At 61.4% G+C, this 16,216-nt stretch carries 1 protein-coding gene; it reads left to right on the forward strand.

Annotation, left to right across the window (positions count from 1 at the left end; all coding sequences use genetic code 11):
* The first annotated feature begins 228 nt into the window (after positions 1-228).
* Entirely contained in the window at positions 229-16,188 is a 15,960-nt protein-coding gene (locus tag ACMGG8_RS03010; RefSeq protein ID WP_414159158.1) for a LapA family giant adhesin, read from the forward strand.
* The last annotated feature ends 28 nt before the right edge of the window (positions 16,189-16,216 follow it).

The raw sequence follows: 16,216 nt of genomic DNA on the forward strand, positions 1-16,216 counted from the left end.
CTGCACGAATATCAATGTGACATTAATTCGGCGATTGTTTAGGATGGCACCCATAAGGTCAATAGTTTGGCATAAAGTTAATCTCGAAAAAAACTAGCCAAATTATTGACGGCTATACTGTCAATTACCCGTTTTCAATTACACAGCAATGTGCCTCCTGACTGAGTTGCGGCCCGCGCCCAAGCCGGTACATGGAAGTCGACTAAGCGGTACATCGGAGAGTCCCCAATGAGCAGTGTTGTTGCCATCGTCAAAAGCATTGTCGGTCAGGTTTTCGTAGTTTCCCCGGAAGGAATCCGGCGCGTACTCATCGAAGGCGACCGCCTGTTCGTGGGTGACCAGGTCGATACCGGTCCGGCCGGTGCGGTCACCCTGGAATTGACCGACGGGCGCACACTCGATCTTGGCCGTGACACTCAGTGGAGCGGCGCCGCGCCTGATTCCGGCACCGACCTGGCCCAGGCAAGCGCACAAGCCGCCCCCTCGGTGGCAGAACTGCAGCAGGCGATCGCCGCCGGCGCCGACCCGACCACCGATCTGGAAGCCACTGCCGCTGGCCCGACCGCTGCCGGCACCGGAGGCGCCGCGGGCGGCGGCCACAGCTTCGTCCAGCTGGAAGAAACCGCAGGCCGGGTAGACCCGACCATCGGCTTCCCGACCGCCGGCCTGGGTCAAGCCACTTCGGCCGTGGACAACAACCTTGGCGGACTGACCAACAACGGCCTGGCCACCACCAATGGCAGCGGCAGTGATTCGCTGCGTCCGGCAACCCTGACCCTGGGCGCCACTCCGACCATCACCGAGGCCGGTGGCGTGCTGGTGTACACCGCCACCCTGACCCAGGCTCCGCTGACCGACCTGACCGTGACCCTGTCCAATGGCGCGGTCATCGTGATCAGCGCTGGCCAGACCACTGGCAGCGTGCAAGTCCCTCTGGCGCCCCAGGACAACGTCTACATCGATCCCGGCCAGATCAGTGTGAGCGTCACCGGCACCACCGGCGGCAGCGGCCTGCTGGTTACGGTTGACCCCACTCCGGCGGTGACTCAGATCACCGACACCATCGACACCACCACCGTCACCCTGACCGCCGATGCCAGCGTCTCCGAAGGCGGGCAGATCACCTACACCGCCAACCTGACCAATCCGGCGCAGACGCCAGTGACCATCACCCTGTCCAACGGCGCGGTGATCACCATTGAAGCGGGCAAGTCCAGCGGCTCGGTCGACGTAGCGGCCCCGGCCAATGACGTCTACAAGAACGGCAGCACCATCGAAGTCGGCATAACCAAAGCCGAAGGCGGCAACTTCGAGAACCTGCAGCCAAGCACCGATAAAGCCGTCACCACGGTCACCGACACCATCGACGACACCGGCCTGAGCCTGTCGGCCACCAGCACCGTGGCCGAGGGCGGTTCCATCGTCTATACCGCGACCCTGACCAATCCGGCCGGTACGCCGCTGACCGTCACCCTGTCCAATGGCGCGGTGATCACCATCGCCGCAGGCGCTACTTCCGGTACCGCTACCGTCGCGGCTCCAGCTGATGACGTTTACAAGGATGCCGGCAAGGTCGAAGTCACCATCACCAAGACAGAGGGTGGCAACTTCGAGAACCTGGTCACCGATCCAGCTCCTGCGGTTACCGATGTTACTGACACTATCGATACGTCGACTGTCAGCCTGACTGCCACGCCGAGCGTGGCCGAAGGCGGCATTGTCGTTTACACCGCTTCGGTGTCTGCACCAGTCACCGGCTCCCCGGTCGTAGTGACCCTGTCCAATGGCCAAACCATCACCATTCCTGTCGGTGAATCCTCCGGCACCGTCAACTTCACCGCGCCTAACGATGCACTGGCTGGCGGTAGTTCCCTGAGCACCACCATTACCAAGGCTGACGGTGGTAACTACGAAAAGCTGGAGATCAACGACAAGCCAGCTGAAACCTCGGTTACCGATACACCAGACACCACCACTCTGAGCGTAACGGCCACCGATACCGTGGCTGAGGGCGGTTCCATTGTTTACACCGCTACGCTGACCAACGCTGCTGGCACTCCGGTCACCGTGACCCTGAGCAACGGTGCGGTGATTACTATCGCTGCCGGCGCCACTTCGGGCACTGCGACCGTCGCGGCTCCAGCTGATGACGTCTATAAAGACGCCGGCAAGGTTGAAGTCACCATCACCAAGGCTGAAGGTGGCAACTTCGAGAACCTGGAGACCAACCCTGCTCCAGCCGTGACTGACGTCACTGACACCATCGACACGTCGACTGTCAGCCTGACCGCTACGCCGAGCGTCGCTGAAGGCGGCATTGTCGTTTACACCGCCTCCGTGTCCGCACCAGTCACCGGTTCGCCAGTTGTGGTGACCTTGTCCAACGGACAGACCATCACCATTCCTGTCGGTGAATCCTCCGGCACGGTGAATTTCACCGCGCCAAACGACGCCCTGGCTGGCGGTAGCTCTCTGAGCACCACCATCACCAAAGCTGACGGCGGTAATTACGAGAAGCTGGAGATCAACGACAAGCCGGCTGAGACCTCGGTTACTGATACACCAGACACCACCACTCTGAGCGTAACGGCCACCGATACCGTGGCAGAGGGCGGGTCGATCGTTTACACCGCCACACTGACCAACGCTGCTGGCACTCCGGTCACCGTGACCCTGAGCAACGGTGCGGTGATTACTATCGCTGCCGGCGCCACTTCGGGCACTGCGACCGTCGCGGCTCCAGCTGATGACGTCTACAAAGACGCCGGCAAGGTTGAAGTCACCATCACCAAGGCTGAAGGTGGCAACTTCGAGAACCTGGAGACCAACCCTGCTCCAGCTGTGACTGACGTTACTGACACCATCGATACTTCGACTGTCAGCCTGACTGCTACGCCGAGCGTCGCTGAAGGCGGCATCGTGGTGTACACCGCTTCGGTGTCCGCACCTGTGACTGGTTCGCCGGTTGTGGTGACCTTGTCCAACGGTCAAACCATCACCATTCCAGTCGGTGAATCCTCCGGCACGGTGAATTTCACCGCGCCTAACGATGCACTGGCTGGCGGTAGCTCACTGAGCACCACCATTACCAAGGCTGACGGTGGTAACTACGAAAAGCTGGAGATCAACGACAAGCCAGCTGAAACCTCGGTTACCGATACACCAGACACCACCACTCTGAGCGTAACGGCCACCGATACCGTGGCTGAGGGCGGTTCCATTGTTTACACCGCTACGCTGACCAATGCTGCTGGTACTCCTGTCACCGTGACCCTGAGCAACGGCGCGGTGATCACCATCGCTGCCGGCGCCACTTCGGGCACTGCTACCGTCGCGGCTCCAGCTGATGACGTCTATAAGGACGCTGGCAAAGTTGAAGCCACCATTACCAAGGCAGAGGGCGGCAACTTCGAACACCTGGAGACCAACCCTGCTCCAGCTGTGACTGACGTCACTGACACCATCGATACCAGCACCGTTTCGTTGACAGCCACACCGAGCGTCGCCGAAGGCGGCATCGTCGTATATACCGCGTCTGTGTCTGCGCCAGTCACCGGCTCCCCGATCGTAGTGACACTGTCCAATGGCCAGACCATCACCATTCCTGTCGGCGAATCCTCCGGCACCGTCAACTTCACCGCGCCTAACGATGCACTGGCTGGCGGTAGCTCCCTGAGCACCACCATCACCAAGGCTGACGGTGGTAACTACGAAAAGCTGGAGATCAACGACAAGCCAGCTGAAACCTCGGTTACTGATACACCAGACACCACCACTCTGAGCCTGAGCGCTACTGACTCGGTGGCCGAAGGCGGTTCCATTGTTTACACCGCTACGCTGACCAACGCTGCTGGCACTCCGGTCACCGTAACTCTGAGCAACGGTGCGGTGATTACTATCGCTGCAGGTGCTACCTCGGGTACGGCCACCGTCGCGGCCCCGGCCGATGACGTCTATAAGGACGCCGGCAAGGTTGAAGTCACCATCACCAAAGCCGATGGCGGTAACTTCGAGAACCTGGAGACCAACCCTGCTCCAGCCGTGACTGACGTCACTGACACCATCGATACGTCGACTGTCAGCCTGACTGCCACACCGAGCGTGGCCGAAGGCGGCATCGTGGTGTACACCGCTTCGGTGTCTGCACCAGTCACCGGTTCCCCGGTCGTAGTGACCCTGTCCAACGGACAGACCATCACCATCCCGGTTGGTGAGTCTTCCGGCACCGTGAACTTCACCGCGCCAAACGATGCACTGGCTGGTGGTAGCTCACTGAGTACCACCATCACCAAGGCTGACGGTGGCAACTACGAAAAGCTGGAGATCAATGACAAGCCAGCCGAGACCTCAGTTACCGACACTCCGGACACCACCACTCTAAGCCTGAGCGCTACTGACTCAGTGGCCGAAGGCGGTTCCATTGTTTACACCGCTACGCTGACCAACGCTGCTGGCACGCCAGTCACCGTGACCCTGTCCAACGGCGCGGTGATCACCATCGCTGCCGGTGCTACCTCGGGTACGGCCACCGTCGCGGCCCCGGCCGATGACGTCTATAAGGACGCCGGCAAGGTTGAAGTCACCATCACCAAAGCCGACGGTGGCAACTTCGAGAACCTGGTCACCAATCCAGCTCCAGCGGTTACCGATGTCACCGACACTATCGATACCAGCACCGTTTCGTTGACGGCCACGCCGAGCGTGGCTGAAGGCGGCATTGTCGTTTACACCGCTTCGGTGTCTGCACCAGTCACCGGTTCTCCGGTCGTAGTGACCCTGTCCAACGGACAGACCATCACCATCCCGGTTGGTGAGTCTTCCGGTACCGTGAATTTCACCGCGCCAAACGATGCTCTGGCTGGCGGTAGCTCCTTGAGCACCACCATCACCAAAGCTGACGGCGGTAATTACGAGAAGCTGGAGATCAACGACAAGCCAGCCGAGACCTCGGTTACAGACACTCCGGATACCACCACTCTGAGCCTGAGCGCTACTGACTCGGTGGCCGAAGGTGGTTCCATTGTTTACACCGCGACCCTGAGCAATGCTGCTGGTACTCCTGTCACCGTGACATTGAGCAACGGAGCGGTGATTACTATCGCTGCCGGCGCCACTTCGGGCACTGCGACCGTCGCGGCTCCAGCTGATGACGTCTACAAGGACGCCGGCAAAGTCGAAGTCACCATCACCAAAGCCGATGGCGGCAACTTCGAGAACCTGGAGACCAACCCTGCTCCAGCTGTGACTGACGTTACTGACACCATTGATACGTCGACTGTCAGCCTGACTGCTACGCCGAGCGTCGCTGAAGGCGGCATCGTGGTGTACACCGCGTCGGTCTCGGCGCCAGTCACCGGCTCCCCAGTGGTAGTAACTCTGTCCAATGGCCAGACCATCACCATTCCTGTCGGTGAATCCTCCGGCACCGTGAACTTCACCGCGCCAAACGATGCTCTGGCTGGCGGTAGCTCACTGAGCACCACCATTACCAAAGCAGACGGCGGTAATTACGAGAAGCTGGAGATCAACGACAAGCCGGCTGAAACCTCGGTTACCGATACACCAGACACCACCACTCTGAGCGTAACGGCCACCGATACCGTGGCCGAGGGTGGCTCGATTGTTTACACCGCCACACTGACCAACGCTGCCGGCACTCCGGTCAACGTGACCCTGTCCAACGGTGCAGTCATCACCATTGAAGCCGGTAAAACCACTGGATCCGTCACCGTTGCTGCACCTGCTGATGACGTCTACAAGGACGCCGGCAAGGTCGAAGTCACCATCACCAAAGCCGATGGCGGCAACTTCGAGAACCTGGAGACCAATCCAGCTCCAGCCGTGACTGACGTCACTGACACCATCGATACGTCGACTGTCAGCCTGACTGCCACACCGAGCGTGGCCGAAGGCGGCATTGTCGTTTACACCGCTTCGGTGTCTGCACCAGTCACCGGCTCCCCGGTCGTAGTGACCCTGTCCAACGGACAGACCATCACCATCCCAGTTGGCGAGTCTTCCGGCACCGTGAATTTCACTGCACCCAACGATGCCCTGGCTGGCGGTAGCTCCTTGAGCACCACCATTACCAAAGCGGACGGTGGTAACTACGAGAAGCTGGAGATCAACGACAAGCCGGCTGAAACCTCGGTTACTGATACACCAGACACTACCACTCTGAGCCTCACTGCCACCGATACCGTAGCTGAGGGCGGGTCGATTGTTTACACCGCGACGCTGACCAACGCTGCCGGCACTCCGGTCACCGTAACTCTGAGCAACGGTGCGGTGATTACTATCGCTGCAGGTGCTACCTCGGGTACGGCCACCGTCGCGGCCCCGGCCGACGACGTCTATAAGGACGCCGGCAAGGTTGAAGTCACCATCACCAAAGCCGATGGCGGCAACTTCGAACACCTGGAGACCAATCCGACTCCAGCTGTGACTGACGTCACTGACACCATCGACACGTCAACTGTCAGCCTGACCGCTACGCCGAGCGTCGCCGAAGGCGGCATCGTGGTTTACACCGCTTCGGTCACCGCACCGGTTACCGGTTCGCCTGTCGTAGTGACCCTGGCCAACGGTCAGACCATCACCATCCCGGTGGGTGAATCTTCCGGGACGGTCAATGTCACGGCGCCTAACGATGCCCTGGCTGGCGGCAGCTCCTTGAGCACCACCATCACCAAGGTAGAAGGCGGCAATTACGAGAAGCTGGAGTTCAGCGATAAGCCCGCTGAAACCAGCGTGACCGATACCGTAGACACCACCAACCTCAGCCTTGGCGCCACTGGCTCCGTGGCCGAAGGCGGCCAGATCACTTACACCGCAACCCTGACCAACGCTGCCGGCACGCCGGTCACCGTGACCCTGAGCAACGGTGCAGTGATCACTATTGAAGCAGGCAAGACCACTGGCACCGTCACCGTCGCAGCACCCGCCGATGACGTGTACAAGGACGCCGGCAAAGTTGAAGCCACCATCACCAAGGCTGAAGGCGGCAACTTCGAAAACCTGGTCACCAACCCTGCTCCAGCCGTGACTGACGTCACCGACACCATCGACAACTCCACCGTCACGCTGAAAGCCACGCCTTCGGCGGCCGAAGGTGGCAACGTCACTTACACCGCGACTGTCACCGCTCCGGTGACCGGATCGCCGGTAGTCGTGACCCTGGCCAATGGTGAAAAAATCACCATCCCGGTCGGTGAAACCACGGGCTCGGTGAGCATCAGCGCACCAAATGATGTGCTGGTTGGCCATACACCGCTGACCAACTCCATCACCGATGTCAGCGGCGGCAACTACGAGAACCTGGTGGCCGACAAGACTCCGGTCAGCACCACAGTGACCGACACCGTCGACACCACCAATCTGTCCTTGGCGGCTACACCTTCGGTAGCGGAAGGCGGTTCGATCGTTTACACCGCGACCCTGAGCAATGCTGCCGGGACTCCGGTCACCGTAACGCTGAGCAACGGCGCAGTGATCACCATCGCCGCCGGGGCAACCAGCGGTACCGTGACCGTGGCTGCGCCAGCTGATGACGTGTACAAGGACGCCGGCAAAGTCGAAGCCACCATCACCAAGGCTGAAGGTGGCAATTTCGAAAACCTGGTGCCAAGCACGACTCCAGCCGTCACTGACGTCACCGACACCATCGACACCAGCACCGTTTCGTTGACGGCCACACCGAGCATCGCCGAAGGCGGCATCGTCGTGTACACCGCTTCGGTCTCGGCACCTGTGACTGGTTCGCCGGTTGTGGTGACCTTGTCCAACGGTCAAACCATCACCATTCCGGTTGGCGAGTCTTCCGGCACTGTGAACTTCACCGCGCCAAACGACGCCCTGGCTGGCGGTAGCTCGCTGAGCACCACCATTACCAAAGCGGACGGTGGTAACTACGAGAAGCTGGAAATCAACGACAAGCCGGCTGAAACCTCGGTTACTGATACACCAGACACCACCACTCTGAGCCTCACTGCCACCGATTCCGTGGCCGAGGGTGGCTCCATCGTCTACACCGCCACCTTGAGCAACGCCGCTGGTACTCCGGTCACCGTGACCCTGAGCAACGGTGCGGTAATCACCATCGCCGCGGGCGCTACTTCCGGTACCGCTACCGTCGCAGCCCCAGCCGATGACGTCTACAAAGACGCCGGCAAGGTCGAAGCCACCATCACTAAAGCTGAAGGCGGCAACTTCGAACACCTGGAGACCAATCCGACTCCAGCCGTCACTGACGTCACTGACACTATCGATACGTCGACTGTCAGCCTGACCGCTACGCCGAGCGTCGCCGAAGGCGGCATCGTGGTTTACACCGCTTCGGTCTCGGCACCTGTGACCGGTTCGCCAGTTGTGGTGACCCTGTCCAACGGACAGACCATCACCATCCCGGTTGGCGAGTCTTCCGGCACCGTGAATTTCACTGCACCCAACGATGCCCTGGCTGGCGGTAGCTCCCTGAGCACCACCATTACCAAAGCGGACGGCGGTAACTACGAGAAGCTGGAGATCAATGACAAGCCAGCCGAAACCAGCGTTACCGATACGCCGGACACCACCACTCTGAGCCTGAGCGCTACTGACTCGGTGGCCGAAGGTGGTTCCATTGTTTACACCGCGACCCTGAGCAATGCTGCTGGTACTCCTGTCACCGTGACCCTGAGCAACGGTGCGGTAATTACTATCGCTGCCGGCGCCACTTCCGGCACTGCTACCGTCGCGGCTCCGGCCGATGACGTCTACAAGGACGCCGGCAAAGTCGAAGCCACCATTACCAAGGCAGAGGGCGGCAACTTCGAACACCTGGAGACCAATCCGACTCCAGCCATCACGGACGTCACGGATACCATCGATACCTCCACCGTGTCGCTGAAAGCCACGCCTTCGGCGGCCGAAGGCGGCAATGTCACCTACACCGCTACCGTCACCGCTCCAGTGACTGGCTCGCCAGTCGTGGTGACCCTGGCCAATGGTGAAAAAATCACCATTCCAGTGGGTGAAACCACGGGCTCGGTGAGCATCAGCGCACCGAACGATGTGCTGGTTGGCCACACTCCACTGACCAACTCCATCACCGATGTCAGCGGCGGCAACTACGAAAACCTGGTGGCCGACAAGACCCCGGTCAGCACCACCGTGACCGATACCGTCGACACCACAAACCTCAGCCTCAGTGCCACACCTTCGGTAGCCGAGGGTGGCTCGATTGTTTACACCGCCACGCTGAGCAATGCCGCAGGTACACCGGTCACCGTGACCTTGAGCAACGGTGCGGTAATTACCATTGCAGCGGGCGCCACTTCAGGTACCGCTACCGTCGCAGCCCCAGCTGATGACGTGTACAAGGACGCCGGCAAGGTCGAAGCCACCATCACCAAGGCCGAAGGCGGCAACTTCGAGAAGCTGGTACCAAGCACTACGCCAGCCGTCACGGATGTCACCGACACCATCGACAACTCCACCGTTACGCTGAAGGCCACACCTTCGGCGGTCGAAGGTGGCAACGTCACTTACACCGCTACCGTCACCGCTCCAGTGACCGGCTCGCCAGTCGTAGTGACCCTGGCCAATGGCGAGAAGATCACCATTCCAGTGGGTGAAACCACCGGCTCGGTAAGCATCAGCGCACCGAACGATGTGCTGGTTGGCCACACTCCACTGACCAACTCCATCACCGATGTCAGCGGCGGCAACTACGAGAACCTGGTGGCCGACAAGACCCCGGTCAGCACCACCGTGACCGATACCGTCGACACCACAAACCTCAGCCTCAGTGCCACACCTTCGGTAGCCGAGGGTGGCTCGATTGTTTACACCGCCACGCTGAGCAATGCCGCAGGTACACCGGTCACCGTGACCTTGAGCAACGGTGCGGTAATTACCATTGCAGCGGGCGCCACTTCAGGTACCGCTACCGTCGCAGCCCCAGCTGATGACGTGTACAAGGACGCCGGCAAGGTCGAAGCGACCATCACCAAGGCTGAAGGCGGCAACTTCGAGAAGCTGGTACCAAGCACCACGCCAGCCGTCACGGATGTCACCGACACCATCGACAACTCCACCGTGTCACTGAAGGCCACACCTTCGGCGGCCGAAGGCGGCAACGTCACCTACACCGCTACCGTCACCGCTCCAGTGACTGGCTCGCCGGTCGTGGTGACCCTGGCCAATGGTGAAAAAATCACCATCCCTGTTGGTGAAACCACGGGATCGGTGAGCATCAGCGCGCCGAACGATGTACTGGTCGGCCACACACCGCTGACCAACTCCATCACCGATGTCAGCGGCGGCAACTACGAAAATCTGGTGGCCGATAAGACCCCGGTCAGCACCACCGTGACCGACACCGTTGACACCACCAATCTGTCCCTGGCGGCTACACCTTCGGTAGCGGAAGGCGGTTCGATCGTTTACACCGCGACCCTGAGCAATGCTGCCGGGACTCCGGTCACCGTAACGCTGAGCAACGGCGCGGTGATCACCATCGCTGCCGGTGCCACTTCGGGCACCGCTACCGTCGCGGCTCCGGCTGATGACGTCTATAAAGACGCCGGCAAGGTCGAAGCCACCATCACCAAGGCTGAAGGCGGCAACTTCGAAAAACTGGTGCCAAGCACCACGCCAGCAGTGACTGACGTCACCGACACCATCGACAACTCCACCGTCACGCTGAAGGCCACGCCTTCGGCGGCCGAAGGTGGCAACGTCACCTACACCGCGACTGTCACCGCTCCAGTGACCGGCTCGCCAGTCGTGGTGACCCTGGCCAATGGTGAAAAAATCACCATTCCAGTGGGTGAAACCACCGGCTCGGTAAGCATCACTGCGCCTAACGATGTGCTGGTCGGTCATACCCCACTGACCAACTCCATCACCAATGTCAGCGGCGGCAACTACGAAAATCTGGTGGCCGATAAGACCCCGGTCAGCACCACCGTGACCGATACCGTCGACACTACAAACCTCAGCCTCAGCGCCACCGGCACTGTCGCTGAAGGTGGCCAGATCACCTATACAGCGACCCTGAGCAATGCTGCCGGTACGCCAGTGACCGTGACCTTGTCCAACGGGGCAGTGATTACCATTGCCGCAGGCGCCACTTCCGGGAAGGTGACTGTCGCCGCGCCAGCCGATGACGTGTACAAGGACGCCGGCAAGGTCGAAGCCACCATCACCAAGGCCGAAGGCGGCAACTTCGAGAAGCTGGTACCAAGCACCACGCCAGCCGTCACGGATGTCACCGACACCATCGACAACTCCACCGTCACGCTGAAGGCCACGCCTTCGGCGGCCGAAGGTGGCAACGTCACCTACACCGCGACTGTCACCGCTCCAGTGACCGGCTCGCCAGTCGTGGTGACCCTGGCCAATGGTGAAAAAATCACCATTCCAGTGGGTGAAACCACCGGCTCGGTAAGCATCACTGCGCCTAACGATGTGCTGGTCGGTCATACCCCACTGACCAACTCCATCACCAATGTCAGCGGCGGCAACTACGAGAACCTGGTGGCCGATAAGACCCCGGTCAGCACCACCGTGACCGATACCGTCGACACCACAAACCTCAGCCTCAGCGCCACCGGCACTGTCGCCGAAGGTGGCCAGATCACCTATACAGCGACCCTGAGCAATGCTGCCGGTACGCCAGTGACCGTGACCTTGTCCAACGGGGCAGTGATTACCATTGCCGCAGGCGCCACTTCCGGGAAGGTGACTGTCGCCGCGCCAGCCGATGACGTGTACAAGGACGCCGGCAAGGTCGAAGCGACCATCACCAAGGCTGAAGGCGGCAACTTCGAGAAGCTGGTACCAAGCACCACGCCAGCAGTGACTGACGTCACCGACACCATCGACAACTCCACCGTCACGCTGAAGGCCACGCCTTCGGCGGCCGAAGGTGGCAACGTCACCTACACCGCTACCGTCACCGCTCCAGTGACTGGCTCGCCGGTCGTGGTGACCCTGGCCAATGGTGAAAAAATCACCATCCCGGTCGGTGAAACCACCGGCTCGGTAAGCATCACTGCGCCTAACGATGTACTGGTCGGTCACACCCCGCTGACCAACTCCATCACCAATGTCAGCGGCGGCAACTACGAGAACCTGGTGGCGGATAAATCGCCAGTCAGCACCACCGTGACCGACACCGTCGACACCACCAGCGTCAGCCTCAGCGCCACCGGCACCGTGGCCGAAGGCGGCTCGATCATCTACACCGCCACCCTGACCAACGCCGCCGGTACGCCGGTCACCGTGACCCTGTCCAATGGTGCGGTGATCAACATCGCCGCCGGCAAAACCACCGGTACCGTCACCGTCGCGGCACCGGCAGACGACGTCTATATCGACGCCGGCAAGGTCAATGCCTCGATCACCAGCGCCACCGGAGGCAACTTCGAGAAACTGGTGCCGGACACCACCCCAGCGGTAACCAACGTGACCGACACCGTGGATACCACCTCGGTGGGCATCACCGGCAGCACCTCGGTCACTGAAGGCCAGACCGCCAGCTACACCGTGAGCCTGACCCACCCGGCACAGACCGAAGTCACCCTGAAGATCAGCTACAGCGGCACCGCCACCGACGGCTCGGACTTCAGCGGCGTGTACACCGTGAAGATTCCGGCCGGCGCCAGCAGCGCCACCTTCAACGTCGCCACCATTGACGACAAGATCACCGAAGGGACGGAAAACTTCGTGGTCAAGATCGACTCGGCCACCGGTGGCAACTTCGAGAACCTGGTGGTGGGCAGCAACAACAGCGTCACCACCTCGATCATCGACAACGATGCGCCACCGGTCATCGACCTGGACGCCAACAACTCCAGCGGCGCCACCGGGGCCGACTACAAGGTCACCTTCACCGAAGGCACCGCGGGCCCTGGCGTGTCGATCGCCGACACCGACCTGAGCATCACCGATCCGGACAGCACCATGCTCACCGGCGCGACCATTGTGCTGACCAACCGTCAGCCAGGGGACTCGCTGAACCTGGGCAACAGCGTCAACGGCATCAACATCAATGCCAACAGCAAGGACGGTTCGATCACCCTGACCCTGTCGGGCAACGCGACGCTGGCCGACTACATGCAGCAGATCAAGAACATCACCTTCACCAACAACAGTGAAGATCCGAGCACCACGCCACGGACCATCACCGTGACCGTGACCGACGGTGGCAACTACTCCAACGTCGCCACCACCACGGTCAACGTGGTGGCGGTCAACGACGCGCCAACCGCCACCGGCGGCGCCGTGACCGGCAGCGAAGACACCCCGCTGGCCCTGACCTGGTCGAACTTCGGCGTCAGCGACGTCGACAGCCCGGCGTCCAGCCTCGGAGTGAAGATCACCCAGCTGCCAAGTGACGGCAAACTGCAGTACCTGGACGGTTCGACCTGGAAGGACGTGGCCAACAACCAGACCATCAGCAAGGCCGATATCGATGCCGGCAAGCTGCGCTTCACCCCGGACGCCAACGAATCCGGCACCAACGGCTACGGCGGCAGCGGCGTGGGCAACCAACAGGCCGATTACGCCCAGATCAAATTCCAGCCAACCGATGGCCAGGCCCTGGGCAGCACCGGTACGGTCACGGTCGACATCACCCCAGTGGCCGATGCACCGACCCTGAGCGTGGCCGGCAACAACGTGAACTCGGTGGGCCTGCTCAAGGAAGTCTGGACCGGCCTCAGCGGCCTGGGCACCGACGGCAGCGGCGCGTCCGCCAGCACCCTGAAATCGGTGATCGACGCCGCCGGCACGCCAAACAGCAGCAGCCTGGCGACCAACGTCCAGTCCGACGGCAACATCACCCCGGGCACTGCGTCGAAGACCTCCGGCCTGATCTACCTGGAAGCCGGCAAGTCCTACACCTTCTCCGGCACCGGCGACGACAGCCTGTTGGTGACCATCGGCGGCAAGAACGTGGCCAGCACTACCTGGGGCGCGGGCGGTAACCTCAACGGTACCTTCACCCCGACCACCAGCGGCTACTACACCATCGATATCTACCACCACAACCAGAGCGGCCCGGGCAGCTACGACGTCAACCTGTCGGTCAACGGCGCAACGGCGGTGGACCTGAGCAATGCCGGTGTGCCGCTGTACACCGGCGTCACTGACCTGACCAACGCCGGGGTTTCGGTGTCCGACCTGCACGGCACCAACGGCGAGGGTTACTACGACGGCTACAAGCTCAACGAAGGCGGCGAAGGCGGCAGCGTGCATCTGTCGAAGATCAGCACCGGGCTGACCGATACCGACGGTTCGGAAACCCTGAGCGTGAAGATCAGCGGCATTCCTGCAGGCTCCGTGCTCAGCGATGGTGCCGGGCATACCTTCACCGCCACCGCGAGCTCCGGCGAAGCCAACGTCACCGGCTGGAACCTGGGCAACCTGACCGTCACGCCGCCGCCTTACTACAACGGCTCGTTCAACCTCAACGTGACCTCGACCTCAACAGAGTCCCTGGGCGGTTCTGCCAGCTCCACGGCGCAGATCCCGGTCAAGGTCTACCCGGCCACCTACAACGCCGTGGTCGCCACCTCCGGCGACGATACCGTCACCGGCACCGACGGCAACGACATCGTGGTCGCCGACATCGGCGGCCTGACCGTGGTCCCGGGCACCAACTACAACATCGCCTTCATGGTGGACAGCTCGGGCAGCATGGGCAGCTCCATCGCCGCGGCCAAGAACTCCCTGACCGCCGTCTTCAATACCCTGAAGAACAGCATCGGCGGCGCCGGCTCGGGCACCGTGAACATCTTCCTGGCCGACTTCGACTCCCAGGTCAACAAGTCGGTATCGGTGAACCTCAACGATCCGAACGCCCTGGCCCAGCTCAAGGCCGTGCTGGATTCGATGAGCTCCGGCGGCGGTACCAACTACGAAGACGTGTTCAAGACCACGGCCAACTTCTTCCAGAGCAGCCTGGCCACCAGCAACACCAATGCCACCAACCTGACCTACTTCATCACCGACGGTAAGCCGACCTACTACCAGACCGGCGAGCAGACCAACCCGACGCTGTACGGCAACGTGCGCCTCGACGATGTGGTGACCACCAGCAACTACAAACTGGGGGACACCTTCAGCACCTACATCGACAACACTCACGCCCTGACCGTGAACGCCAACGGCACCGTGGTCCTGCAGACCTACAGCAGCAACTGGTGGGGCAGCGGCTGGAACAGCGCGACCCTGGGCACCCTGCACGCCCAGGGCGACGGCACCTATGAGCTGTCCACCCTGGCGGGTAATGGCAGCACCACCAACTCGGCCAGCATCAACAACTCCAATGAGGGCTTCGTACTGCTGAGCAAGCTGTCCCAGGTGGAAGCCATCGGCCTGAACAACGACGTCAGCCTCAACGACCTGAAGCCTTACGACAGCGACGGCAAGCCGCAGACCAACATCGACCCGAACGACCTGGCCAACTCGATCATCGGCCACACCGAAGCCACCATGCCCGGCGCCGACACCGTCAGCGGCGGCAACGGCAACGACATCCTGTTCGGCGACCTGGTGAGCTTCAACGGCGTCGCCGGCGAGGGCTACCAGGCCATGCAGGCCTATGTGGCCAAGCAGACCGGGGTCGATGTGAGCCAGGTCAGCACCAGCAACGTGCACCAGTACATCACCGAGCACTACACCGAGTTCGATGTGTCTGGCAGCCATGACGGCAACGACACCCTGCTGGGTGGCGATGGCAATGACATTCTCTTCGGCCAGGGCGGCAACGACTTCCTGGACGGTGGCCGGGGCAATGACATCCTGCTGGGTGGCACCGGTAACGACACCCTCATCGGTGGCAAGGGCAATGACATCCTGATTGGCGGTTCGGGGGCCGATACCTTCGTCTGGAAGGCCGGCGATACCGGCAACGACGTGATCAAGGACTTCAAGGCCAGCGAAGGTGACCGTATCGACCTGCGGGATCTGTTGCAGGGCGAGAGCGCCAGCACCATCGACAACTTCCTCAAGATCACCACCGTGGACGGGGTCTCGACCCTGCAGGTCAGCTCCGAAGGCAAGCTCAACGCGGCCGGAGGCCTGGCCAACGCCGACGTGACGATCAAGCTGGAAGGCAACAACTGGTCCAACGCCAACATCCATTCGTTGATCGCCGGTAGCGACCCGACCATCAAGATCGATCACAACAACAGCTGATGGGCTCCCGGCAGCCACCCCTTGCGGG

Source organism: Pseudomonas sp. BNK-45 (assembly GCF_047456255.1).
Classification (GTDB): Bacteria; Pseudomonadota; Gammaproteobacteria; order Pseudomonadales; family Pseudomonadaceae; genus Aquipseudomonas.

Coding starts and splice junctions, on each gene's coding strand:
- ACMGG8_RS03010 (WP_414159158.1), top strand. CDS start 229: ATGAGCAGTGTTGTTGCCATCGTCAAAAGCATTGTCGGTCAGGTTTTC.